The organism is Kitasatospora sp. NPDC002227 (assembly GCF_040296285.1).
Classification (GTDB): domain Bacteria; phylum Actinomycetota; class Actinomycetes; order Streptomycetales; family Streptomycetaceae; genus Kitasatospora.
In genome coordinates, this window is sequence record NZ_JBEOWY010000003.1 from 213,355 (window position 1) to 236,922 (window position 23,568).

Consider the following 23,568-nt stretch of genomic DNA (forward strand, 5'->3'; position numbering starts at 1 on the left):
ACTCGCCGCGGTTCACCGACAACACAGGTGAGCGCGGGGGGCGGTGTCTCATGACCTCAGTAGAGCAACGGCCTTCTCCAGACGTGTGGTTGGAACAAGCCCTGCTTGCCTGCGGGGCTGATCATGAAGATAGCGAGGCCCGGCGGGGGCCGCAAGCGATTTATCGCGACCGGCCGCTCGGTAGGATCGACGGCATCATGAGTGCCACTCTCGTTGTCAAGGATCTCAGCGCCGGCCACGGCGACCGCACCCTCTTCTCCGGGCTGGACCTGGTGGTCGCGCCGGGCGACGTGATCGGCCTGGTCGGCGTCAACGGCGCCGGCAAGTCGACCCTGCTGCGGCTGCTGGCCGGGCTGGACACGCCCGAGGGCGGCTCGCTCAAGCTCAGCCCGCCGACCGCCAACGTCGGCCACCTGCCGCAGGAGCCCGAGCGCCGCGAGGGCGAGACCGTCCGCGACTTCCTCGGCCGCCGCACCGGCGTGGCCGAGGCGCAGGCCGCGCTCGACCTGGCCACCGAGGGCCTGGTCGAGAGCCGCCCCGGCGCCGACGACGCGTACGCGGAGAGCCTGGACCGCTGGCTGGAGCTGGGCGGCGCGGACCTGGACGAGCGGGCCGAGGAGGTGGCCGAGCAGCTCGGCCTCAAGGTGAGCCTCGACCTGCCGATGACCGCGCTCTCCGGCGGCCAGGCCGCCCGGGCCGGCCTCGCCTCGCTGCTGCTCTCCCGCTACGACGTCTTCCTGCTCGACGAGCCCACCAACGACCTCGACCTGGACGGCCTGGAGCGGCTGGAGTCCTTCGTCAAGGGCCTGCGCGCGGGCACCGTACTGATCAGCCACGACCGCGAGTTCCTGGCCCGCACCGTCACCAAGGTGCTCGAGCTGGACCTCGCCCAGCAGCAGGTCAACCTCTTCGGCGGCGGCTACGAGTCGTACCTGGAGGAGCGGGCCACCGCCCGCCGGCACGCCCGGGAGGAGTACGAGGAGTACGCCGACACCAAGGCCGGCCTGGAGGCGCGGGCCCGGATGCAGCGCGGCTGGATGGAGAACGGCGTGCGCAACGCGCGCCGCAAGGGCGGCGACAACGACAAGATGGCGCGCGCGACGCGCCAGGAGTCGACCGAGAAGCAGGCCGCCAAGGCCCGGCAGACCCAGCGGATGATCGAGCGCCTGGACGTGGTCGAGGAGCCGCGCAAGGAGTGGGAGCTGCGGATGGAGATCGCCACCGCGCCCCGCTCCGGCTCGGTGGTCGCCACCCTGCGGGCCGCCACCGCCAAGCGCGGCGACTTCGCCTTCGGCCCGGTCGACCTGCAGTTGGACTGGGCGGACCGGGTCGCCATCACCGGGGCGAACGGCGCCGGCAAGTCCACCCTGCTGGCCGCGCTGCTCGGGCGGCTCGAGCTCGACAGCGGCAGCGCGAACCTGGGCTCGGGCGTGGTGGTCGGCGAGGTCGACCAGGCGCGCGGGCTCTTCCTCGGCGACGAGCCGCTGGCGGCGGCCTTCGGGGCGGCCGTGCCCGAGCTCTCCGAGGAGGAGGTGCGCACCCTGCTGGCCAAGTTCGGCCTCAAGGCCGCGCACGTGCTGCGCCCGGCGGGCACCCTCTCCCCCGGCGAGCGCACCCGGGCCGCGCTGGCCCTGCTGCAGGCACGCGGGGTGAACCTGCTGGTCCTGGACGAGCCGACCAACCACCTGGATCTGCCGGCCATCGAGCAGTTGGAGTCGGCGCTCTCCTCGTACACCGGCACCCTGCTGCTGGTCACCCACGACCGCCGGATGCTGGACACCGTCTCGGTGAACCGGCGCTGGGAGGTCGCGGACGGCACCGTCCGGCAGAGCTGAGCTCGCGGGCGGCGGCCCAGTGGTCTGATCCAATCGGGCCATTGAGCCGGGCCGCCGCCGTGTGCTCTGCTGTCGGCCATGAGTGCAACCGACAGCACGGCCTACCCGACCGTGCCGCTCCAGCCCATGGCCGTGCCCGCCCATGAGGCGCTGGCCCGCAGCGAGGCCTTCCACCAGGTGATGGACCGGCGCCGCACCGTCCGCGACTACTCCACCGCCCCGCTGCCCGAGGGGGTGGTCGAGAGCGCGATCCGTACCGCGGCCACCGCGCCCAGCGGCGCGCACGTCCAGCCCTGGCGGTTCGTGGTGATCACCGACCCCGAGCGCAAGCGGCGGCTGCGGGAGGCCGCCGAGACGGAGGAGCGGGAGTTCTACGCGCACCGGGCCTCGGCCGAGTGGCTGGCCGCGCTGGCGCCGATCGGCACCGACTGGCGCAAGCCCTTCCTGGAGGACGCGCCCGCCGTGATCGTGGTCTTCGAGGTGCACAAGGGGCCGGACTCGCCGCGCCCGTACTACACCAAGGAGTCGGTCGGCATCGCCGTCGGCCTGCTGCTCGCCTCGCTCCACCAGGCCGGGCTCGCCACCCTCACCCACACCCCGAGCCCGATGAAGTTCCTCAACGAGGTGTGCGACCGCCCGCAGGAGGAGCGCGCCGCCTACGTCATCCCGGTGGGATACCCGGCGGACGGCGCCCGGGTGCCTGATCTGCACCGGAAGGGGCTGGACGAGGTGTTGGTCCGGCTCTGACAGCGTCTGCCCCGAGTTGGCGGGCCGACGGCGGAAAGGCAGTGGCCAGGCGGCTGACCAGCGACGATAATCCCAGTCATGAGTCAGACCGCCGAAGAACCTGTCACCGTCGTCCGCCCGCCCGAGCAGTTCTCGCTGCCGGGGGGTGTCTCGCTCCGCCGCCGCGCGGTCGAGGACGCCGTACCGCTCAACAACGCCGTCGCCGGCAACCTCGAACACCTGCGCCCGTGGATGCCCTGGGCCACCTCGAAGCCGGCCCTCGAGCGCACGGAGGCGATGATCCAGGCCGGCATCGACGCCTGGGAGGCGGGTACGGACTTCATGTACCTGGTCTGGGCCGAGGACGCCCCCGGCGAGGTGATCGGCGCGTTCGGTCTGCACGGGCGGGTCGGCGCGGGCGCGCTGGAGATCGGCTACTGGATGGCCGCCTCGCACACCGGCCGGGGCATCGCCACCGACTGCTCCCGGGTGCTGACCGAGGCCGCGCTGGCCCTGCCGCACATCGAGCGGGTCGAGATCCACACCGACAGCGCCAACCTGGCCAGCTCGGCCGTGCCGCGCAAGCTCGGCTACCGGCTGGCCGAGGTCCGCGAGCAGGAGCCGACCGCGCCCGGCGAGAGCGGCTCGCTGCAGATCTGGACCCAGCAGCAGTAACCACCGGGGGTGGTGCGGCAGTTCACGCCGCACCACCCCCTTTCGGACGGCTCAGTACCGGCCGCCCACCGGCGCCGGGAGCGCGTCCAGCTCCGCCAGGTCGGCCGCCGAGAGCACCAGCTCGGCCGAACCGGCGTTCTCCACCAGGTACTTGGGCGTCTTGGTGCCCGGGATCGGCACCACGTACCGGCCCTGCGCCAGCACCCAGGCCAGCGCGACCTGCGCCGGGGTCGCCCCGAGGCGCTCCGCGATCTCCCGCACCTTGGCCACGATCACCAGGTTGGCCTGGAGCGCCTCCTCCTGGAAGCGCGGCAGGGTCGAGCGCCAGTCATCGGCCGGCAGGTCGGCCGCCGAGGTGATGCTCCCGGTCAGGAAGCCCCGGCCGAGCGGCGAGAACGGCAGGAAGGCGATGCCGTGACGCTCGGTGTACGGCACCACCTCGGCCAGCGCGTCCCGCGTCCAGAGCGAGAGTTCGGACTGCACCGAGGCCACCGGGTGCACGGCCTGGGCCCGCTCGATCTGCTCCACCGTCACCTCCGAGAGGCCGATGGCCCGCGCCTTGCCCGCCCGCACCGCCTCGGCCAGCGCACCCCAGGTCTCCTCGACCGGCACCTGCGGGTCCACCCGGTGCAGCTGGTACAGGTCGACGTACTCGACCCCGAGCCGCCGCAGGCTGGCGTCGATCGCGGCGCGCACGTGCTCGGGCCGCCCGTTGTTGACCGCCCGGACCCCCTCGCCGCCCGGCACCAGCCCGACCTTGGTGGCCAGCACCGCCCGCTCCCGGTACCCGCCGGCGAGCCCGCGCCCGACCAACTCCTCGTTGTCGTACGGCCCGTAGATGTCCGCCGTGTCGATCAGCGTCACCCCGAGGTCCAGCGCCGTGCGCAGCACCTCCACCGAGGCCTCGTCGTTGCGCCCGGCCGGGTCGTACGCCCAGGTCATCCCCATGCATCCGAGCCCGACCACGCCGACCTCGGGACCGTTCGCGCCAAGTGTGGTGGTACGCATCGCTGCTGTTCTCCGCTCGCTCCGTCGGCCGTTGCCGGTACCCACTGTGCCGCTTGGAGTGCACTCCAAGGCAAGGCCGACCGAGCGAACGGGTGTCAGTGCCCCGGGGTCGGGTACAGGCTCGCCAGCGGGTTGACGAACTCCTCTCCCGCCATGCAGGCGGGGGCGGGCAGCGTCATCAGGCCCGCGTGGAGATTCCTGAAGCTGTTGGCCGGGCTGGTGCGGGCGAGCGGGAAGTTGATGAACAGCTGCTGGCCCGCCCGGATGGCCTTGGGCCGCACCGTGAGGACAGTCTTGTTGTGAGCTGTCTCCATGTCCCAGCCGTCCCGCGCGACCCGGTTGGCGGGCGTGTCCGCCGCGCCCTCCAGCGGGGTGCCCCCGTTGTCGGGATAGTTCGGCTCCGGGGCGCGGCAGCCCGGGTCGCCCGCGTAGACCCGGCTGGGCACCCCGAGCCGGTCCAGGTCGCGCTGGAGCTGCTCGACGTCGACCGTCTTCGCGTACTCGAGGACGGTCAGGGTCACCTGGTCGTCGGCGGTGCTCTCCAGCGTGTACGCCACCGTCGAGATGGTGCCCGGCCGGGCGCCACCGGCGGTGGCGGGCTGCCCGCCCGGCCCGCTGTTGGCCGCCAGGGTGACGGCCGCCAGACCGGCGGCCACCAGCGCCGGGAGGGCGACCTTCAGCGCCAGGCTGCGACGCCTGCGGGCGGGGGCGGGGGTGTGCTGCTCGGTCACGGTGTCCATCAGGTGTTCCTTCAGCAGGAGGTGACGGCTCGGGGAGAGGTCCGGGGCCGCCGCGGCCGGCAGCAGCCGGGCCAGCTCCGCGCGCTCGGCCTCCTCGGACCGGGGGCGGGGGGTGGCAGTCATCGGATCGTCTCCTTGCTCGGCCGGACCGCGAAGGTGCGGTCACCTGGTACCTGTCCGTAGGCCCTGCCGCGTTGCAGGTCCCTTTCGGCGCTGCGTGCCTTCCGGGCCGCCGCGAGCTCCCTCTCGGTCAGCTCGCGCAGCCGGGCGCGGGCGCGCGAGAGCCGCGAGCGGACGGTGCCGACCGGCTTGCCGAGCGCCTCCGCGACGGCCGCATGGTCCAGCCCCTCCCAGACGCAGAGCGCGAACACCTCCCGCTCGGCCGGCCGCAGCCGCTCCAACGCGGCCTTGGCCGCGGCCAGTTGCTCGGCATCGGCGATCCGCCCGGTCAGCTCGACGGCGATGTCGGGCAGGCTCTCGCGCGGCGGCAGCTTGGCGAGCGCCTTCTGGTGCCGGCGGGCGGCCCGGCGGGTGTTGCGGATGACGTTGGTCGCGATGCCGAGCAGCCAGGGCCGCAGGCTCTCGCCCTCCGGCTCGACCTTGGCGCGCAGGCGCCAGGCCTCCAGGAAGGTCAGCGAGACCACGTCCTCGGCCACCGCCCACTCGCCGGTCATCCGCAGGGCATGCCGGTGCACGGCCTGGGCGTGCTCCTCGAAGAGCTGCCCGTAGGCCGCCGCGTCCCCGGCCCGGATCCGGGCTCGTATCGATGTCTCCACGTCTGTACCTGTCCGGCCGCACCCGGCCGTTGCCGTGACCCGCCTCACATCCGCCCGGTCAGCCGGGCGGCAAGCTCCTCGGCCAGCCGGGCGGTGCGCCCGCGCCGGCGGCGGGCGAGCGCCAGCCCCAGGTGGCGGCGCGGGGCGGGCTCGGCCAGCGGAAGGTCCACCAGCGCCGGGTGCCGGGCCAGGCCGATCTCGGGGATCAGTGCGATGCCGATGCCCGCGTGGACCAGGGACTGCGCGAAGTCGTAGTCCGTCGCGGTGCAGGAGATCCGCAGCTCGACCCCGGCCAGGGCGGCGAACCGGACCAGCTGCCCGGCGGACTTGTGGCAGCCCAGGATCCAGCGCTGGTCGGTCAGTTCGGCCAGGTGCAGGGGTTCGGTCCGGGCCGCGGCGGGGTGGTGGCGCGGCAGCACCACGCGCAGCGGATCCTCCCCGAGCGGCGTCCAGTCCAGGCCGGAGCGGTCGCCGGGGCGGGCGGGCGGCGGGCCGTCCAGGTGGTAGGCGAGGGCGAGGTCGGCCCGGCCCTCGCGGACGGCGGGCAGGCTCTCCTCGGGCTCCGCCTCCAGGACGGTCAGCTCCACCTCCGGGTGGTCGGCGGCGAAGGCGCCCAGCGCCTCGGGCAGCAGCCGTCGGCCGCCGCTGGCGAAGGTGGCCACGGTGAGCGCCGTCCGCTCCGCGGTCAGCCGCTCCACCCGCCGCTCGGTGTCGGCGAGTTCGGCCGCGATCGCCTCGGCGGCCTCCACCAGCAGCCGGCCGGCGTCCGTCAACAGGACACCCCGGGTGGAGCGTTCGACGGCGGGTGCGCCGAGGCTGCGCTCCAGCGCGGCGATCTGCTGCGAGACGGCGGACGGGGTGCAGTGCAGCACCTGGGCCGCCTGGTTGAAGCTGCCGCACCGGGCGACCTCCCGCAGCACCGCGAGACGCTGGACGTCGATCAACAGTTCTCCTAATGACGAGACATTCAGGTCGACACTACCGCTGCCGACCGCCGTCCGACAGGCTGGTCACCAGGAACAGACCGGAAGGGAAGCGTTGACATGGACGTATGCGTGATCGGCGGGAGCCGCTACTTCGGCAGGCGGCTGATCGAAGGCCTGCGGGACGCGGGTGCGGCGGTGACGGTGGTCAACCGCGGCTCGATCCCGGCGCCGGAGGGCGTGACCCACCTGCGCGCCGACCGCGACGACGAGGCCGCGCTGCGCGCCGCACTCGGCGACCGGCGCTTCGATGCGGTGATCGACCAGGTCTGCTACACACCGGTGCAGGCGGCGATCGCCGCCCGGGTCTTCGCCGACCGCACCCCCCGCTACCTGCTGACCTCCACCGTCGAGGTCTACGCCGAACTCGCCCGCCCCGGCGGGCCCGCGCTCGCCGAGTCCGCCTTCGACCCCGCCACCCACCCGGTGGACCTGAGCCTGCCCTGGGCGAGCCAGGAGTTCCGGTCCGACCACTACGGCGAGGGCAAGCGCCAGGCGGAGGCCCTGCTCACCCGCGAGGCTCCGTTCGAGCTGGTCACCGTCCGCACCGCCCACGTGCTCGGCGGCGCCGACTTCACCGGGCGCCTGGCCCACTACGTCGAGCGGATCGGCCAGGGCCGCCCGGTGGGCGTCCACGCCGACCCGCAGCCCGCCTCCTTCGTCCAGGAGGCGGAGATCGCCCGGTTCCTGGCCTGGGCCGCCACCGCGGAGTTCACCGGCCCGGTCAACGCGGCCTCCCAGGGAGCCCTGGACGTACGCGAGTTGTGCGCGGCGGTCGGCCGGGTGCTCGGCGCCGAGCCCCGCCTCGCCGTCGGGGCCGGCTCCCCCTTCTCCTTCGCGGGCTGCTACGCGGTCGACACCACCCGGGCCGCCGCCCTGGGCTTCGGCTTCTCCACCGTCGCCGACTGGCTGCCGCAGGCCGTCGAAGAGGCCCGCTCATGATGACCCGGAACATCGGGGGCGTCCCGGTCGGTGCCGTCGGCCTCGGCGCGATGCCGCTCTCCGTCGAGGGCCGCCCCGCCGAGGCCCAGGCGATCGCCACCGTCCACGCCGCGCTCGACGCGGGTGTCCGGCTGATCGACACCGCCGACTCCTACCACTGGCACGCCGGCGAACTCGGCCACAACGAACGGCTGGTCGCCTGGGCGCTCGCCACCTACGGCCCCGGCGCCGACGACGTACTGGTGGCCACCAAGGGCGGCCGGGGCCGGCCCGGCGACGGATCCTGGACGGTGGACGGCCGGCCGGAGCACCTGCGCCGCGCGGCCGAGGCCTCGGCGGCCCGGCTCGGCGTGGCCGCGATCGGCCTCTACCAGCTGCACAAGCCGGACCCGGCCGTCCCCTTCACCGAATCGGTCGGCGCCCTGCGGGACTTGGCCGACGCCGGCACCGTCCGGGCGGTCGGGCTCTCCAATGTGAGCTGCGCGCAGATCCGTACCGCGCGGGAGATCCTCGGTGACCGGCTGGTCTCGGTCCAGAACCGCTTCTCCCCGGCCCACCTCGCCACCCGCGACACCCTCGACCTGTGCACCGAGCTCGGTCTGGCCTTCCTGCCCTGGAGCCCGCTCGGCGGCATCTCGCCCAGCGCGGTGGACGATCCGGGCACCGCCGCCCCGCCCTCGGACAGCCCGTTCCACACGCTGGCCCGCGCCCACGGCGTCAGCCCGCAACAGGTCTGTCTGGCCTGGCACTTGGCGCAGTCCCCGGCGGTGATCCCGATCCCCGGCGCGCGGCGCCCGGCCTCCGTCCGCGACTCGGCGGCGGCAGCCGCGCTCACTCTCGCAGCCGAGGAGCTGGCGGCGCTCGGCGGCTGAGCAAGATCAAGGGTCGGGCAAGGGTGGCCAACCTTAACCGGGGCCTAAACCGCGGCGGAGTGCTTGACGTGAACAGTTGGTCTAGTCCATTTTGAAGTCACGGCAGCGCGGCCGGACCTGACGCCTGATCATCCGGGCTGCGCCGTCGCCTCCCCCACGGCACGTCCCGAAAGGCACCCCACATGCCACGCGCCCACCACCGCCCGCCTGCCCCCGCCCGGGCCAAGCTGCTCCCCCTGCTCTGCGCCGCCACCCTGGCCGTCGGCGGCCTGACCACCCTCGCGGTCACCGCCCAGGCCGACACCGTCACCGGCAACCTGCTGGCCAACCCCGGCCTGGAGACCGGCTCGCTCAGCCCCTGGAGCTGCTCGGCCGGCGCCGGCTCGGTGGTCAACTCCGGTGCGCACAGCGGCACGTACGCGCTCAAGGGCGCCGTGGGCAACAGCGACACCGCGCAGTGCACGCAGACCGTCACCGTGCAGCCGAGCACCAAGTACTCGCTCAGCGCCTGGGTCCAGGGCAACTACGTCTACCTCGGCGCGACCGGCGCGGGCGTCACCGACCCCGCCACCTGGACGCCCGGCGGCAGCGGCTGGCAGCAGCTCAGCACCAGCTTCACCACCGGTCCCAGCACCACCAGCGTGAACATCTACCTGCACGGCTGGTACGGCCAGGGCGCCTACCTCGCCGACGACCTGGTGCTCAGCGGCCCCGGCGGCACCCCGCCCTCCAGCCCGCCGCCGAGCTCCCCCAGCTCCTCGCCGTCCCCGTCCTCCTCCCCCACCGGCTCGCCGTCCTCGCCGCCCCCGAACGTGGCGGTCCCGGTCGCGCCGTACGTGGACATGGGGGCCTGGCCGGTGCCGGTCCTCAAGGACATGGCCGCGGGCGGCAACCTCAAGTCCTTCACGCTGGCCTTCGTGACGGCCGTCGGCTGCAAGGCCAGCTGGTTCAACGCCTATGACCCGAAGGCGGGTTGGGCCAAGGATCAGATCGACGCCCTGCGCGCGGCGGGCGGGGACGTCAAGATCTCCTTCGGCGGCGAGGCCGGCACCGAGCTGGCCCAGGCCTGCACCGACGTCACCTCGCTGTTCAACGAGTACGACGCCGTGGTCAACGCCTACAACCTCAAGTACATAGACTTCGACATCGAGGGCGCGGCCGTCGCCGACCACGCCGCCAACGACCGCCGTTCGGCCGCGCTGGCCAAGCTGCAGGCCGCCCACCCCGGTCTGAAGGTCTCGCTCACGCTGCCGGTGCTGCCCGAGGGCCTGACCAGCGACGGCGTCTCCATCGTCCAGTCGGCCCGGAACGCCGGGGTGAACGTGGACGTGGTCAACGTGATGGCCATGGACTACGGCCGCCCGAACACCAACTACGGCGACGCGGCCGTCCAGGCGGCGCAGTCCACCCACGACCAGATCAAGGCGCTCTACCCGGCCAGGACCGACGCCCAGCTCTGGGCGATGACCGGTGTCACGCCGATGCTCGGCGAGAACGACGATCACCAGATCTACAACCAGGCCGCCGCCCAGCAGTTGGTCGCCTTCGCCAAGCAGCACCACCTCGGCGTGCTGGGCTTCTGGGAGGAGAGCCGGGACGCCAACGCGTGCACCGGTGCCCTGTTCAAGTGCACCAACATCCCGCAGACGCCGTACGAGTTCTCGAAGATCTTCGCGCAGTACACCGGCTGACGCCCGTGGTGGCGGACCGCTCCGGCGGCCCGCCACCCGTCACTACTCCACCGCGATCCGGACGGCGAAGCCCGCCAGCGCGGTGCCCATCGCATAGCGGTGCAGCCGCTGCCAGAGCGGGTGGCGGGCGAAGAAGCCGGCCACCGAGCCGGCCGTCACGATGAAGAACGCGTTGCCCGCCACCCCGACCGCGATCTGGGTCAGCCCCAGCAGCAGCCCCTGCACCGCGACATGGCCGCGCGACGGGTCGACGAACTGCGGCAGCAGCGAGATGTAGAGAATGGCCACCTTGGGGTTGAGCAGGCAGGTGAGGAAGCCCATCAGGAACAGCTTTCGCGGCCCGTCCTGCTCGAGCTCCTGGGCCTGGAAGGCCGACCTCCCGCCGGGCCGGACGGCCTTCCAGGCCAGCCACAGCAGGTAGCCCGCGCCGGCCAGCTTGATCGCCAGGTAGATCTCCGGCACCAGCGCGAAGACGGTGGCGATCCCGGCGGACACCGCGAACAGGTACACCAGGAAGCCCAGGAAGACCCCCGCCAGCGAGACCAGCCCCGCCCGCCGCCCCTGCGTGATCGACCGCGACACCAGGTAGATCATGTTCGGCCCCGGCGTCAGCACCATGCCGAGCGCCACCACCGCGATCCCCGCTATCGCTCCCAGCCCTATCACACCACTACCTCCGTACACCCGTCCGCTCCGCCGCAACCTAGCAGCTCACGCCTCCTCCCCGATGAGCTCCGCCATCCTCGCCAGACAGACGGCCGCTCCCCGGCGCAGGATCTCCCACTCCGGATCCGAGGGCCAGGGTGGCGATGGAGTTGATCGACCCGGCGGCGCTGGAGGTGCTGGCGCCCGTTGATGTCCAGGCTTCCCTGATGAGCTTGCGGGGCCCGGAGATGTGGACCCCGCGCCTGGTTGCCGGCCTCCTTCCGTAGGCGAGCTGCTCACCGGCGCTTCCCGCCATCAGTCCGAGCACCTCGACGGCCCAGATCCACGATGTACTGGGGTCAGGACTTCGTGCCCCTTCGTACCGGTCCCGATCCTCGACCGCCGGCTCAGGTGTTCATGGGTGTAGGCGGCATGGCATCCGTCCCCGGCCCGCCGCCAGGTCCGCTGCAGCTGACGTCGGTCAGTGAGACTGTGACACGGCGGGTGTACAGGTTGACTCCGCGGACCTCGACGAACACCTCATCGCCGGCCTGCGGGTCGAAGGCCGTACGGTCGGCGTGGTCGGCCAGGGGCACCAGGGCCTGGATGCCCTCGCTGACCTCGACGAAGAATCCGATCGGTGCGATCGTCGTCACTCGGGCCTTGATCCGCTGCCCCAGCTTGGTGCGAGCGAAATCCTGGAGGGGATCGGGAGACAAGTCCTTGATGGACAGCGCGACGTCCCCCCGCTCCGGGTCGATCCCGAGGACGACGACCTTCACCTCGTCTCCGACACTCACCGCCTCGGAGAGGTCGCCGAGGCGCTGCCAGGACACCTGAGGAACGGTGACCAGGCCTTCCACTCCGCCGCCGATGTCCACCAGCACTCCGAAGTGGGCGACGGACGACACCACGCCCGTGCGCACCTCGCCGGGCTGCAACGATTCGATGCCAGACCTGTCCACCTCTACGCCTCTCTCCGGTACGGCTATCCCTCGAAGATCTCACCGTCGTCGCTCCAGCCCATCTGGGCGTCGTGGTTCCAATTCCACCACTTGGCCTCGGCGATGAGGGAGTTGAACCGGGGGATGTGCTCCTGGTCGATGATCCATTCATACTCCTCGGAGCCGCGGGAGTTCTGGTGGATGCGCCGGTACCTAGGGTTGTCGGCCGGGAACTCCTGCTCGAACTCAGGCTTCATCTTGTACTCCCAGAAGCCGTCCTCGAAGCCGGTCCTTCCCGCGTACTGTCCGGCCACGCCGCCGGTCTCACCGAGGTAGGCGGTACCGCTGTGCCGCCCGTTGGCACCGTGAGCACCCGGGTCGAGGCCGTGTTCCGCCTGGGCCTTGGTCCCCGTCTTCGGCGCTCGGAAGAGGCTCCTCGACTTCGGCGGGTGCGGCGACAGGCCGAGCGGGTCGGACCAGGTGTGCGGGTTGTGGACATAGGTGTCCGGGTTCGGTGCCGGCGCCAGACCGAGCGGGTCCGGCGTGACGTAGCGGGCGGTCTCCGGGTCGTAGTAGCGGTTGAGGTTGTAGTGGAACCGGGTCTCGGGGTCGAAGTACTGGCCGGGGAACCGGAGCGGTGTGTACGTGGCGCTGGTACTGGACCAGGTGGTGTTCCCCCAGAGAGTGGTACTGGCGCGCCAGGCGATCGTCGCGGTGGCGGTATCGACGAGTTCGGTCGGGGTCCCGACCAGGTCCGTGACGATGGCGAAGAACCGGCGGTCGACGTTGTCCGGTGATCCGGCTTGCCGCGCAGGCGTGGCGATGCGTTCCGTCTGGGCGATCGGGTGGAGGCCCCGGTGGTCCCAGCTGAGGGTGTGCGGGCCCGGGAGATACCCCGCCGTGGTGATCTGCTCGGCCAGGACGGACCCGTCCCAGGTGAAGTCGGTCTGCTCCTCGACACCGACGCCGTCAGCAGCGAGCCGGAGCTTGGCCATGCGTCGGCCGAACGGGTCGTAGAGATATCGCCACTCGGTGCCGTCAGGGGTGGTGACCTGGGTGAGCCGGTTGGCTGCGTCCCAGCTGTACTGCCAGGTGTCCGGCTTCCGGGACAACCGGGTGACCTGGCGCAGGACGATCCGACCAGCGGCGTCGTACTCGTAGCGGACGCGCCCGGCGCCGACGAGCTGGGTTCCGTGATAGCTGCGGGCGCCGAGCGCCGCTGCTGTGGCGCCTGCCGCGGGCCAGTCCGCCTCGGTGAGGTTGCCGGTGGGGTCGTAGGCGTAGGCCTCGGTCCAGGTAGCAGCACTCACCGAGGTGACCCGGCCCGCCCGGTCGAGTTCGAAGGAGCGCCGCCCGGTGAGCTGATCGTCGACGGAGGTGAGCCTGCCGTCGGCCCGGTAGCTGAAACGGCGCTCTTGCAGCGGACCGGACTCAGTGCTGAGGGACTGGCCGGTGAGGCGGTGCATGCCGTCCCAGATGCTGACGAGGCTCAGCGTTGTCGAGACTGTCCGACGCCGCTCGCGTCCGCCGTCGTCGTAGGCGAAGTCGATGGTTCCCTCGCCGGTGCGCAACGAGGTGGGGCGGCCGGAGGCGTCGTAGACCCAGGAGCTTGTGTGACCGCCCGGGGTGGTTCGCTCGGTACGGCGACCGAGAACGTCGCGCCGGACGGTCAGCGTACGTCCGTTGACGGACTCGGTCAGCAGGTTGCCGAGCGGATCGACGACCCGGACCAGGTCGACGGTCGGGCTGGTGGCCCGGACGAGGTGCCCAGCTCGGTCGTACCGGTAACTCGTGATCTGGCCGGCCGTCTCCGAGGTGGTGGTCAGGCCGAGCAGGTCGTAGGTGTAGTGGGTCTGCTGGCCGAGCGGGTTGGTGCGGGCGGTAATCTGGCCGACGGCGTCCAACCGGTACTCGACCGTCCGCCCGGCGAAGTCACACTCTCCGACCAGGCGTCCGGCAGCGTCATAGCGGTAAGTCCACTGCTGCCCCAGCGCATTGGTGACTCCGACCAGCCGCATATTGGCATCGTGCTCGAACGAGTGCCGAGCACCGTCAGGGCCGGTACGAGCGGCCAGGGTTTCGAAATGGGTGTACTCGAAGGCGGTCACCTGCCCGAGTTGGTCGGTGTGGGTGAGCCGGTTGCCCTCACCGTCGTACGTCCACGTCTCCGTTGTCCCGTCGGGAGCGGTCCGCGAGCTCAGCTTCCCTTCCACCGTCCAGGCCATCCGGACGACACCGCCGAGCGGTTCGGTGATGGCAGTGGCCCGGCCGAAGGAGTCGCGCTCGTACCGCGTCACGGCACCCGAGGGATCGGTGATCTCGACCGGTAGGCCCGCCGGGTTGCACCGGATGAAAGTGCTGTTCCCCAGGGCATCGCTGATCGAGGCCAGATGGCCCAGCTCGTCATGACCGTAGGTGGTGACCGCTCCTGTGGGCCCGGTGAGCGATGTCCGCAGGCCGGTTCTGTCGTACGTCTGGCGCCAGACGACGTCACCCGGCTCGAGGACGAGGGTGGGCAGACTGAGGCCGTCGGCGTACTCGGCAGTGATCCGTTCACCATCAGGCCGGGTGATCCTGATGGGGTCCCCCGCGCCGTCGTACTCGTAGCGGGTGGTGCGGCCGAGGGGGTCGGTCTCGCTCAACAGGCGGTCGTACTCGTCGCGTTCGTAGGTGGTGGTGTGGCCGAGGGGGTCGGTGACGGCGGCGACCTGGGCGTGGTGGTTGATCGTGTAGGTGGTGGTGTGGCCGAGGGCGTTCGTCTCGGTGTGTTCGCGCAGGCCGGTGGCGGGGTCGGGGCTGCCGTAGGTGAAGTGGAAGCGGAGGGCGCCGTCGGTGCCGCCTTCGTCGGTGACGCGGTCGAAGGCGTCGTAGCTGTAGCGGTACTGGGAGTTGTTGCGGTCGGTCCAGGAGAGGATGCGGCCGGCGGTGTCGTTGGCGAAGCGCAGGGGCTTGCCGGAGGAGTTGTAGACGGAGCTGAGGTGGCCGTCGGTGTAGCCGTAGCGCGTCAGCAGGGCGTCGCCGTCGGGGGTGGCCAGGCGCAGGGCGGTGATACGGGCGTGTTCGACGGTGACCAGCAGGCGGTAGCCGCCGGAGTGGGTGATGGAGAGGGGGGTGCCGTCGGGGTCGTAGGTGAGGGTGTAGTGGCGGCCGTGGCGGTCGCGGACTTCGGTGAGGAGGGCTTCGTCGCCGTCGGGGGTGAAGGTCTTCACCAGACCGGTGGCCGGGTCGGTGACGGTGAACAGGCCGTCTTCGAGGGCGAGTTCGTGGCGGGAGCCGGCGGAGGCATAGACGGGGTCGCCCGGTTCGGGGTACGGGAAGGCCTGGGTGATGCGGTCGGCTCGGATGTGGACGACGCCCTGCTCGTCGAGTTCCAGGCGTTCGTCGAAGGTGCAGAGCCACTTCGGGCCCATCCAGCGGCCGGTCAGCAGGCCGGACTCGAAGTTGCGGGTGAACAGCAGCGGCAGCGAGCCGGGCAGGGACGCGTCGGTCTGGTCGATGAACATCCGCCCGGTGGCGATGTCGACGGGCTCGCCCGGGCATTTGCGGGTGCCGTGGTCGCGGCCCTCGGTGCGGGGGTCCTTGACCTGGTCGCGGCCGCGCCCCTTGGGGTGGCCGTGGCCCTTCGGCCCGCCGCCCTTGGGGGCGTGCGGGTGGTGACCCTCGCCCTTGCCGCCCTCGAAGGCCTTCGCCAGGTCCTTGGCGTGCTTCTCCTCCACCTCACGGACGTTGGCCGCGACCTTCTTCAGGTTCTTGCCCGCCGAGTGGTACAGGTCCTTGACGGCCTTGCTCGCATCCTTCGCGATCGCGGTACCGACCTTCTGGGCCGCGTGCTCCAGCGCCTTGACGATCTGGTTGCTCACTCGCAGCTCACCCCCGAGAGCGTACGTGTGGTGCGCTCGCGAACTCATCTGTGGATCACGGCGCTTGGGCGTACCGAAGGTAGCCGACGGAGGACCGGCGCGGGGCCGACAGTCGAAAACCCGCGCGGGTTAATCGAGTGCCGGCTGTCGGCCGCCGACGCTAGGGTGCCCGGAAAACGGCTGATGGGGAGGGTAGATGCGCACGACAAGCGTGGTCACCGAGGACGAGCTGGCAGCGTACGAAGCGCTGGTCGCGCGGCTGCGTGCGATGCCCGCCGACCAGCCGCTGCGGATGCGGGCGGAGAAGCTGGCGGAGGTGTTCGTGCGCGAGGGGCGGCGCCGTCGGCGCGGGCTCGACCGGGCGCAGGCCGTCGCCGCGGACAGCGAGTTGGCGGCCGCCACCGTGACCGGGGCGCTGGACCGCCCGGAGGACGTGCCGCTCGCGCTCCCGGCCACCGCCGCGCCGGTCGGCTCGTACCGCCGGGCCCACAAGTGCTATGTCTGCAAAGGCTGGTACCGGGAGGTGCACGGCTTCTACCACTCGCTCTGCCCGGCCTGCGCGGTGGAGAACGCCGACTGGCGCGCCCTCGGCACCGACCTGCGCGGGCGCCGCGCGCTGCTCACCGGCGGCCGGGTGAAGATCGGCTTCCAGCTCGCCCTGATGCTGCTGCGCGACGGCGCCGAGCTGATCATCACCAGCCGCTTCCCCCAGGACGCCCTCCGGCGCTTCCACGCGGAGCCCGGAAGCGGCGAGTGGCTGCACCGGCTCACCGTGGTCGGCATCGACCTGCGCGACCCGCGCCAGGTGCTCGGCCTCTGCGAGCAACTGGTCACCGACGGACGGCCGTTGGACATCCTGATCAACAACGCCGCGCAGACCGTCCGCCGCCCGCCCGAGGCGTACGCGGTGCTCACCGCCGGCGAGCGGGGTGCGCTGCCCGCCCAGGTCGCGCTCGCCCCCGGCTACCGGCCGAGCCTGGAACTCGCGTCCCCGAACGCCGACTTGGCCGTTCTCACCACCGAGTCCGGCCTGCTGCCGGACACCGAGCCGGTCAACTCCTGGTCCGCCCGGCTCGGCGAGATCGACCCGGCGGAGCTGCTGGAGACCCAGCTGGTCAACTCCGTCGCCCCGGCGCTGCTCTGCGACCGTCTGCTGCCCCTACTGCTGAGCAGCCCGCAGCCGCGGCGCTACATCGTCAACGTGACCGCGGTGGAGGGCCGTTTCGCCGTCCGCAACAAGACCGGCGGCCACCCGCACACCAACATGGCCAAGGCCGCGCTCAACATGCTCACCCGCACCAGTGCGGCCGAACTCGCCGTCCAGGGTGTGTACATGTGCGCGGTCGACACCGGCTGGATCACCGACGAGAACCCGGCTCCGCGCAAGGCCCGGATCGCCGCCAAGGGGTTCCGGCCGCCGCTGGACACCGTGGACGGCGCCGCCCGGATCTACCACCCGATCGTGCGGGGCGAGGCCGGCGAGCCGATCGCCGGGGTGTTCCTGAAGGACTACCAGGAGGCCGAGTGGTGAGCGGGCCGAGCTGACAGCGTCTCGGTCGGTCGACGAACGAAGCCGCCGCGTGCCGCCCCGAACCGGCCTCCGCCGCCCGGCCGGAGGACTACGATCACCTGATGACGGACATCACGGAGAGAGCAGGGGAACTCGCGGACCTGGCGGCCCGGTTCCCGCAGTTGCACGCGCCGCAGCGCTGGGCCTGGGGCGGGATCGACGCGCAGTTCTCGGCGCAGCTGCCGCCGGACGGGCTGATCACCAACATCCACCTGGTGGGCTTCGAGCAGGGCCGGGTGGTGCTCTGCAAGGACAACCGGGGGCACTGGTTCCTGCCCGGCGGCACCCGGGAGGCCGAGGAGAGCGTCGAGGCCTGCCTGGCCCGGGAGCTGCGTGAGGAGGCGGGCGCGCGGCTGGCCGGCACGCCCGTCTGGCTCGGCGCGCACCACTGTGTCACCGACCACCCCGAGCCGTACCGGCCCTGGCAGCCGCACCCGGAGAAGGCCTGGCTCTGGGGCTGGGCGGAGGTCACCGTCGACTCCGCCCCCACCAACCCGGAGGACGGCGAGCAGGTGGTGGAGGTCCGCGCGATGCCGGCCGAGGAGGCCCGCCGCCTGCTGGTCCGAGGCCGCGCCCCGTGGTGGGGCGAGCTGATCAGCCTCGCCGTCGAGTCCAGGGAAGCCGCGGCGGCCCCCGGCCGCTGAACGAGCGACCGGGGGCAAGCCCGCCGGTGCTACTTGGTCAGGCCGGCGCGGCGGAGGGCGTCGGCCATCGCCCCACCCGGCGCCGGCGCCGAGGACTGCCCCCGCCGGTCCTGCCGCGGCGGACGGCCACCCTGGCCGCGGTCGCGGTCGCGATCACGGCCCTGCCCCTGACCCTGGCCACGATCGCGGTCACGGCCCGAGCCGCCCGGACCACCGGCGGTCACCTCGTCGTCCAGCCGCAGCGTCAGCCCGATCCGCTTGCGCGCCACGTCCACCGTGGTCACCCGCACCCGCACGATGTCGCCGGGCTTCACGACCTCCCGCGGGTCCTTGACGAAGTTCTTGGACAGCGCCGAGACGTGCACCAGCCCGTCCTGGTGCACGCCCACGTCGACGAACGCCCCGAAGGCGGCCACGTTGGTGACCACCCCCTCCAGGACCATGCCCACCTCCAGGTCGCCGATCTTGTCGACGCCCTCCTTGAAGGTCGCGGTCCTGAAGGCCGGGCGCGGGTCGCGGCCGGGCTTGTCCAGCTCGCCGAGGATGTCGGTGACGGTCGGGATGCCGAAGGTGTCGTCGGCGAAGTCGCCGGGGCGCAGCGCGCGCAGGGCGGCGGAGTTGCCGATCAGCGCCCGCAGGTCGCCGCCGGTCGCGGCGAGGATGCGCCGCACCACGGGGTAGGCCTCGGGGTGCACGCTGGAGGCGTCCAGCGGGTCGTCCCCGCCGGGGATGCGCAGGAAGCCCGCGCACTGCTCGAAGGCCTTCGGGCCGAGCCGCGCCACGTCCTTGAGCGCGCGCCGGGTCCGGAACGGCCCGTTGGCGTCGCGGTGGGCGACGATGTTGTCGGCCAGCCCGGCGGTGATGCCGGAGACCCGGGTGAGCAGCGGCGCGGAGGCGGTGTTGACGTCGACGCCGACGGCGTTGACGCAGTCCTCGACCACCGCGTCGAGCGAGCGGGAGAGCTTCACCTCGCTGAGGTCGTGCTGGTACTGGCCGACGCCGATCGACTTGGGGTCGATCTTCACCAGCTCGGCCAGCGGGTCCTGCAGCCGCCGGGCGATGGAGACGGCGCCGCGGATGGAGACGTTGAGGTCGGGCAGTTCCTGCGAGGCGAAGGCCGAGGCGGAGTACACCGAGGCGCCGGCCTCGGAGACCATCGCCTTGGTGAGCTTCAGCTCGGGATGACGCTTGATCAGGTCCTCGGCGAGCTTGTCGGTCTCGCGCGAGGCGGTGCCGTTGCCGATCGCGATCAGGTCGACCTGATGACGGGCCGCCAGCGCCGCGAGGGTCGCGATCGAGGCGTCCCACTTGTTGGCGGGCTGGTGCGGGTAGATGGTCTCGTGCGCGACCACCTTGCCGGTGGCGTCCACCACGGCGACCTTGACGCCGGTACGGAAGCCCGGGTCCAGGCCCATGGTGGCGCGGGTGCCGGCGGGGGCGGCGAGCAGCAGGTCGCGCAGGTTGGCGGCGAAGACGCGCACCGCCTCCTCCTCGGCCTCGGCGCGCAGCCGGGTGCGCAGGTCGATGCCGAGGCGGACCAGGATGCGGGTGCGCCAGGCCCAGCGGACGGTGTCGCCGAGCCACTTGTCGGCCGGGCGGCCGCGGTCGGCGATGCCGAAGCGGGCGGCGATGCGCTGCTCGTAGTCGCTCTCGCCGGGGAGATCGCTGTCCGAGGAGCCGTCCAGCGGGGACAGTTCCAGGTCGAGGATCTCCTCCTTCTCGCCGCGCAGCATGGCGAGGATCCGGTGCGAGGGGAGCTTGGTGTACGGCTCGGCGAAGTCGAAGTAGTCGGCGAACTTGGCGCCGTCCTGTTCCTTGCCGTCCCGGACGGTGGCGACCAGCCGGCCGCGGGTCCACATCCGCTCGCGCAGGCTGCCGACCAGGTCGGCGTCCTCGCCGAAGCGTTCGACCAGGATCGCGCGGGCGCCCTCGAGGGCGGCGGGCGCGTCGGCCACAGTCTCGCCCAGGTAGCCGCCGGCGGTCGCGGCAGGGTCGAGCCCCGGGTCGGCGAGCAGCGCGTCGGCCAGCGGCTCGAGCCCGGCCTCGCGGGCGATCTGGGCCTTGGTGCGGCGCTTGGGCTTGTAGGGGAGGTAGATGTCCTCCAGGCGCGCCTTGGAGTCGGCGGCGAGGATCTGCGCGCGCAGGGTGTCGTCCAGCTTGCCCTGGGCCTCGACGGACTCCAGGACCGCCGCCCGGCGCTCCTCAAGCTCGCGCAGGTAGCGCAGCCGCTCCTCCAGCGTGCGCAGTTGGGCGTCGTCGAGCTCGCCGGTGACCTCCTTGCGGTAACGGGCGATGAACGGCACGGTCGCGCCGCCGTCGAGCAGCTCGACGGCGGCCTTCACCTGCCCGTCCCGGACGCCCAGTTCCTCGGCGATCTTGCGTTCGACGGACACGTTCACTGGCGTGGTCACGAAGCCTGGCACCTTCTCCATACGGGGTCGGGATCGGCCCGGGGGGAGCCCCGGGCACGCCCTGCATTCTGGCAGGTACCCGGCCCGGGAAGGGCAGGGTCGTGCCCTCGGGGCGGCGTGGCGCGTTGTACCCGGGGTGGCGGGGCCCGGTGGGTGCCGTCACACCGGACAATCCGACCATATCTGCACAGTGCTCGTGGAGGCGATGGTGGCGCAGGCCCCGACGCCGGTCACCCCGTGGGGCATCCCACAGGCCGGCCCGTTCCGCTGGACCAACCCCGCCACCTGGCCACGCGAGGCACTGGCCCTCACCGGCTACTGGCTGGCCAGCCGGCTGGTGATGGTGGGCATGATCCGCTCCGGCAAGGCCGAGCAGGCGATCGAGGTCTACCGCACCTACCACCAGTGGTACGAGATCCTGGTCCAGGGCCACTTCCCGACCGGGGACGTCACCTGGCAGTACCCGCCCGGCGCGGCGCTGGCCATGCTCGCCCCCGGCCTGCTGCCCTTCCTCAGCTACCTGCAGGCCTTCGCCCTGCTGATGCTGCTCACCGACGGCGTCACCCAGGCCCTGCTGGTGCGGGTCTCGCTGCGCCGCAGCGGCGGCCTGCACCGGGGCCGCTCCACCGCCGGGGCCTGGCTCTGGGCGCTCGCCCTGCCGCTGCTGCTCGGCCTCCCGTACGGGCGCTACGACCTGCCGGTGACGGCGCTCGCGATGGCCTCGGTGCTGCTGCTGCCCAGCCGCCCGCGCTTCGGCGGGGCGCTGGCCGGGCTCGGCGCCATGGTGAAGGTCTGGCCGGCCCTGGTGGTGCTCGGCACCCCGCGCGGGCGCGGCACCCGCCAGGCCTGGACCGCCCTGTGCTGCTCGGCCCTCGCGCTGCTGCTCGTGCTCTGCACGCTCTTCGACGGCGCCTTCGACTTCCTCGGCGCCCAGCAGGGCCGGGGCGTGGAGATCGAGTCGCTCGGCGGCAGCGTGCTGCAGGTCGCCCGGCTGTTCGGCTGGCCCGGGGACGTCGACCAGCACTACGGCTCGCTGGAGTTCCTCGGTCCGCACGTGCAGACCGTCGCCAAGGCCTCGCTCGCACTGACCGGCCTGGCCTTCGGCTGGCTGCTGCTCTGGCGCTTCCGCGCCCGCCGCTGGAGCGCCGCGACCCCGTACGACGCGGCGCTCACCGCCGTGCTGCTCTTCACCGTGACCAGCCGGGTGATCAGCCCGCAGTACCTGATCTGGCTGATCGGGCTGTGCGCGGTCTGCCTCACCGTGCGGGGCTCCTCGCAGCGGCCGACGGCGCTGCTGGTGCTGCTCACGGTCGGGGTCACCACGGTCGACTACCCGCTGTTCTTCGACGCTCAGATTCACGGCGGCTGGCAGCCCACGGTGGTGATCGTGCTGCGCAACGCCCTGCTGCTGGCCGCCGCGCTCTGCTCGGCGACCCGGCTGTGGCGGGCCAGTGTCACGCCGGTGCCCGCCGCTCTGCCGGCCTCCCAGCTGGCCCGGGGGCCGATCCGGGTGGCCTAGGCGCGGCCTGGACCCCCTGCCCCGCGAAGCCGGGGGCGCCGACCCGGGCGTCCAGGTCCCACAGGACGCACTCCTCTCCGGGCCGGGCCACCAGCGACCAGGCCACGGCGGTGCGGCGCAGTTGCTCGTGCATCGACCCCGAGCGCCGCGCCGCACCGGGCGGTGCGCCGCCCTCGGGGTGGTGGTGCAGGAACCGCCCGTAGGCGGCCCGGCAGAACGCCTGGTAGCGGCCGGTGCACAGGATGAGGCCGTGCCAGGCCTCGTCCACGGCGTACGAGGGCATCCCGATCACCTGACGGTCCAGCAGGGCCGCCCCGCAGCAGCGCAGCCACTGCCGCAGGCCGGTCTCGATCAGCTCCCGGGGTTCGAACGGACAGGTCCGGAAGACCGCCGGGGGCAGTTCGAGCGCCTCGACCGCCACCCGCACCCGCGCCGTCCGCCGGTCGAACCACCACCCCGACGGGCCGCCGTCCGGCTCAGCTCCCACCGCCACCGCACCCCCCGCCGCATCCGCCCGAGCCCCCGCAGCCCCCTCCGCCGCCCCCGCTGCCCCCGCTGCCCCCGCAGCCGGACCCGGCCCCGCTCCCGTCGTCGTTCCCCGGGTACGTCCCGCCGCTCCAGTCCCGCTTGCGGCGCAGCAGCCGGGAGACCCCCCACGCGACGGCCGCCCAGAACAACAGATCCATGAATGTCATCGGTCCACTCCCTCGCACCCTTCCGGCCTGCCGGAGTTCGGTACGGGGACCGTAACGGCGCACGGGCGACGGGGGATTGTAGAAATCCGCGCTCACAGGTCAAGGTCGGGTCCGCTCCGGCCGGTGACCAGCAGCGCGCCGGGGGTGAGGCCGGCCAGTGCGCCCAACTCGTGGGTGAGGTGGGACTGGTCGGTGAATCCGCACTGGACGGCGGCCGCGGCCAGGCTCGGCGCTCCGGCGGAGAGCACCCGCACCGTGCGGTCGAGGCGGAGCACCCGGGCGGCCTTCTTCGGCGCCAGACCGACCTGCCGGGTGAAGACCCTGGTCAGGTGCCCTGGGCTCCACCCCACCTCGGCGGCGACGCGGCTCACCGGGCTCCGGCCGCCGGAGCCGGCCAGCAGCCCCCAGGCCCGTTCGACCTGCCAGGCGGGGCAGGTGGCACCGGCCAGCCGGTCGAGCAGTGCCCGGTCGAGCAGGTCGAACCTGGCCGACCAGCTGCGGGTGGCGGCCAACCGCTCCACCAGCTCCTCGCCGCGCGGCCCGAGCACCTCGGCCAACCCGACCACCCGGTTGGTGAGTTCCGCCATCGGGCGGGCCAGCAGCCGGTAGGCCCCCAGCGGCGTGAACTCCAGCCGGATCGCCTCCTTGCCGCCGGGGTGCTCGCACTCCTCGGGGCCGTCGGCGAGGCCCGCGACCACTGAACCGATCCGCCCGGTGGCCGAACCCGCCACCCCGGGGCGGTGGAAGTCCGTGAACGGACGCCCGAGGTTGATCATCATGACCACCCGGGGCATCGGCACCAACCGCACCCGGTACGGCTGTGCGACGGCCTCCCAGTAGCCGGCCCGCTCGGTCAGGTGCGCGGCCAGCCCCGGGTGCGAGGGCCGGCGGGCCCGCCAGAGCGCACCCACCCGGTCGACCTCGACCCCCCGGCAGTCCCGCCCGGCCAGCTCCATGGCACCTCCTGCGCCGATGACCAGTTCACCCGAAGACCGCGCTCCCGGGAAGTCCTCGGACCTCCCGGGAGCGTCC

General features: G+C 72.6%; 19 protein-coding genes. 9 read left to right on the top strand and 10 right to left on the bottom strand.

The features are described from left to right. Nucleotides 1-197: 197 nt before the first annotated feature. From ABT095_RS04625 to ABT095_RS04635, 3 genes are all read left to right on the top strand, one after another. A complete protein-coding gene (locus ABT095_RS04625; protein WP_350527799.1) occupies nt 198-1,835 on the top strand; it encodes an ABC-F family ATP-binding cassette domain-containing protein in 1,638 nt (545 codons plus the stop codon). 78 nt (nt 1,836-1,913) lie between these two features. After that, complete coding sequence (locus ABT095_RS04630; RefSeq protein ID WP_350527800.1) at nt 1,914-2,582, top strand: nitroreductase family protein; 669 nt, start codon at nt 1,914-1,916, stop codon at nt 2,580-2,582. 78 nt (nt 2,583-2,660) lie between these two features. After that, on the top strand, nt 2,661-3,236 hold the full coding sequence (locus ABT095_RS04635) for a GNAT family N-acetyltransferase (RefSeq protein ID WP_350527801.1): 576 nt from the start codon (nt 2,661-2,663) through the stop codon (nt 3,234-3,236). 51 nt (nt 3,237-3,287) lie between these two features. Here ABT095_RS04635 and ABT095_RS04640 read toward each other — a convergent pair whose 3' ends face one another. The 4 genes from ABT095_RS04640 to ABT095_RS04655 form a co-directional block, all read right to left on the bottom strand. Continuing rightward, nucleotides 3,288-4,244, bottom strand: coding sequence for an aldo/keto reductase (locus ABT095_RS04640; RefSeq protein ID WP_350527802.1), 957 nt, complete (start codon nt 4,242-4,244; stop codon nt 3,288-3,290). A gap of 95 nt (nt 4,245-4,339) precedes the next feature. After that, the gene (locus ABT095_RS04645; protein ID WP_350527803.1) at nt 4,340-5,107 is read right to left on the bottom strand and encodes a hypothetical protein; all 768 of its coding nucleotides are present in this window, start codon (nt 5,105-5,107) and stop codon (nt 4,340-4,342) included. Further along, a complete protein-coding gene (locus ABT095_RS04650) occupies nt 5,104-5,760 on the bottom strand; it encodes an RNA polymerase sigma factor (RefSeq protein ID WP_350527804.1) in 657 nt (218 codons plus the stop codon). Before ABT095_RS04650 ends, ABT095_RS04645 begins: the two co-directional genes overlap by 4 nt. Before the next feature lie 44 nt (nt 5,761-5,804). Next, entirely contained in the window at nt 5,805-6,704 is a 900-nt protein-coding gene (locus ABT095_RS04655) for a LysR family transcriptional regulator (RefSeq protein WP_350527805.1), read from the bottom strand. Nucleotides 6,705-6,803: 99 nt separating this feature from the next. Between ABT095_RS04655 and ABT095_RS04660 the strand changes: the two genes are divergently transcribed. From ABT095_RS04660 to ABT095_RS04670, 3 genes are all read left to right on the top strand, one after another. Then, entirely contained in the window at nt 6,804-7,685 is an 882-nt protein-coding gene (locus ABT095_RS04660) for an NAD-dependent epimerase/dehydratase family protein (RefSeq protein WP_350527806.1), read from the top strand. Further along, nucleotides 7,682-8,557 (top strand): aldo/keto reductase, encoded by an 876-nt coding sequence (locus ABT095_RS04665; RefSeq protein WP_350527807.1) that lies wholly within the window; start codon nt 7,682-7,684, stop codon nt 8,555-8,557. Before ABT095_RS04660 ends, ABT095_RS04665 begins: the two co-directional genes overlap by 4 nt. A 182-nt stretch (nt 8,558-8,739) precedes the next feature. Beyond that, the gene (locus tag ABT095_RS04670) at nt 8,740-10,248 is read left to right on the top strand and encodes a carbohydrate binding domain-containing protein (RefSeq protein WP_350527808.1); all 1,509 of its coding nucleotides are present in this window, start codon (nt 8,740-8,742) and stop codon (nt 10,246-10,248) included. 42 nt (nt 10,249-10,290) lie between these two features. On the opposite strand, the gene ABT095_RS04675 is transcribed toward ABT095_RS04670, so the two are convergent. The 3 genes from ABT095_RS04675 to ABT095_RS04685 form a co-directional block, all read right to left on the bottom strand. Next, the gene (locus tag ABT095_RS04675) at nt 10,291-10,914 is read right to left on the bottom strand and encodes a LysE family translocator (protein ID WP_350527809.1); all 624 of its coding nucleotides are present in this window, start codon (nt 10,912-10,914) and stop codon (nt 10,291-10,293) included. Nucleotides 10,915-11,300: 386 nt separating this feature from the next. Further along, the gene (locus ABT095_RS04680) at nt 11,301-11,858 is read right to left on the bottom strand and encodes a S1 RNA-binding domain-containing protein (RefSeq protein ID WP_350527810.1); all 558 of its coding nucleotides are present in this window, start codon (nt 11,856-11,858) and stop codon (nt 11,301-11,303) included. Between the two features lie 23 nt (nt 11,859-11,881). After that, nucleotides 11,882-15,697: an RHS repeat-associated core domain-containing protein gene (locus ABT095_RS04685; RefSeq protein ID WP_350527811.1), complete on the bottom strand. Its 3,816-nt coding sequence runs from the start codon at nt 15,695-15,697 to the stop codon at nt 11,882-11,884. Between the two features lie 196 nt (nt 15,698-15,893). Between ABT095_RS04685 and ABT095_RS04690 the strand changes: the two genes are divergently transcribed. Together ABT095_RS04690 and ABT095_RS04695 are read left to right on the top strand one after the other, a co-directional pair. Next, entirely contained in the window at nt 15,894-17,228 is a 1,335-nt protein-coding gene (locus tag ABT095_RS04690) for an SDR family NAD(P)-dependent oxidoreductase (RefSeq protein WP_350527812.1), read from the top strand. A 101-nt stretch (nt 17,229-17,329) separates the two neighbouring features. Beyond that, on the top strand, nt 17,330-17,911 hold the full coding sequence (locus tag ABT095_RS04695) for an NUDIX hydrolase (RefSeq protein WP_350527813.1): 582 nt from the start codon (nt 17,330-17,332) through the stop codon (nt 17,909-17,911). A gap of 29 nt (nt 17,912-17,940) precedes the next feature. Here ABT095_RS04695 and ABT095_RS04700 read toward each other — a convergent pair whose 3' ends face one another. Beyond that, nucleotides 17,941-20,322, bottom strand: coding sequence for a Tex family protein (locus ABT095_RS04700; protein ID WP_502884813.1), 2,382 nt, complete (start codon nt 20,320-20,322; stop codon nt 17,941-17,943). A 205-nt stretch (nt 20,323-20,527) separates the two neighbouring features. Between ABT095_RS04700 and ABT095_RS04705 the strand changes: the two genes are divergently transcribed. Continuing rightward, nucleotides 20,528-21,841, top strand: coding sequence for a glycosyltransferase 87 family protein (locus ABT095_RS04705; RefSeq protein WP_350527865.1), 1,314 nt, complete (start codon nt 20,528-20,530; stop codon nt 21,839-21,841). Here ABT095_RS04705 and ABT095_RS04710 read toward each other — a convergent pair. Both ABT095_RS04710 and ABT095_RS04715 read right to left on the bottom strand, forming a co-directional pair. After that, nucleotides 21,777-22,328: a UCP032817 domain-containing protein gene (locus ABT095_RS04710; protein ID WP_350527814.1), complete on the bottom strand. Its 552-nt coding sequence runs from the start codon at nt 22,326-22,328 to the stop codon at nt 21,777-21,779. The two genes, ABT095_RS04705 and ABT095_RS04710, sit on opposite strands and share 65 nt — an antisense overlap. Nucleotides 22,329-22,628: 300 nt before the next feature. Further along, nucleotides 22,629-23,492, bottom strand: a complete 864-nt coding sequence (locus ABT095_RS04715; RefSeq protein ID WP_350527815.1) for a helix-turn-helix domain-containing protein — start codon at nt 23,490-23,492, stop codon at nt 22,629-22,631. Nucleotides 23,493-23,568 lie beyond the last annotated feature (76 nt).

What these genes read in the sequence shown, in the direction of transcription:
- ABT095_RS04625 (WP_350527799.1), top strand. Translation starts at nt 198, where the DNA reads ATGAGTGCCACTCTCGTTGTCAAGGATCTCAGCGCCGGCCACGGCGAC.
- ABT095_RS04630 (WP_350527800.1), top strand. Translation starts at nt 1,914, where the DNA reads ATGAGTGCAACCGACAGCACGGCCTACCCGACCGTGCCGCTCCAGCCC.
- ABT095_RS04635 (WP_350527801.1), top strand. Translation starts at nt 2,661, where the DNA reads ATGAGTCAGACCGCCGAAGAACCTGTCACCGTCGTCCGCCCGCCCGAG.
- ABT095_RS04640 (WP_350527802.1), bottom strand. Translation starts at nt 4,244, where the DNA reads ATGCGTACCACCACACTTGGCGCGAACGGTCCCGAGGTCGGCGTGGTC.
- ABT095_RS04645 (WP_350527803.1), bottom strand. Translation starts at nt 5,107, where the DNA reads ATGACTGCCACCCCCCGCCCCCGGTCCGAGGAGGCCGAGCGCGCGGAG.
- ABT095_RS04660 (WP_350527806.1), top strand. Translation starts at nt 6,804, where the DNA reads ATGGACGTATGCGTGATCGGCGGGAGCCGCTACTTCGGCAGGCGGCTG.
- ABT095_RS04665 (WP_350527807.1), top strand. Translation starts at nt 7,682, where the DNA reads ATGATGACCCGGAACATCGGGGGCGTCCCGGTCGGTGCCGTCGGCCTC.
- ABT095_RS04670 (WP_350527808.1), top strand. Translation starts at nt 8,740, where the DNA reads ATGCCACGCGCCCACCACCGCCCGCCTGCCCCCGCCCGGGCCAAGCTG.
- ABT095_RS04690 (WP_350527812.1), top strand. Translation starts at nt 15,894, where the DNA reads ATGCGCACGACAAGCGTGGTCACCGAGGACGAGCTGGCAGCGTACGAA.
- ABT095_RS04695 (WP_350527813.1), top strand. Translation starts at nt 17,330, where the DNA reads ATGACGGACATCACGGAGAGAGCAGGGGAACTCGCGGACCTGGCGGCC.
- ABT095_RS04705 (WP_350527865.1), top strand. Translation starts at nt 20,528, where the DNA reads ATGGTGGCGCAGGCCCCGACGCCGGTCACCCCGTGGGGCATCCCACAG.
- ABT095_RS04715 (WP_350527815.1), bottom strand. Translation starts at nt 23,492, where the DNA reads ATGGAGCTGGCCGGGCGGGACTGCCGGGGGGTCGAGGTCGACCGGGTG.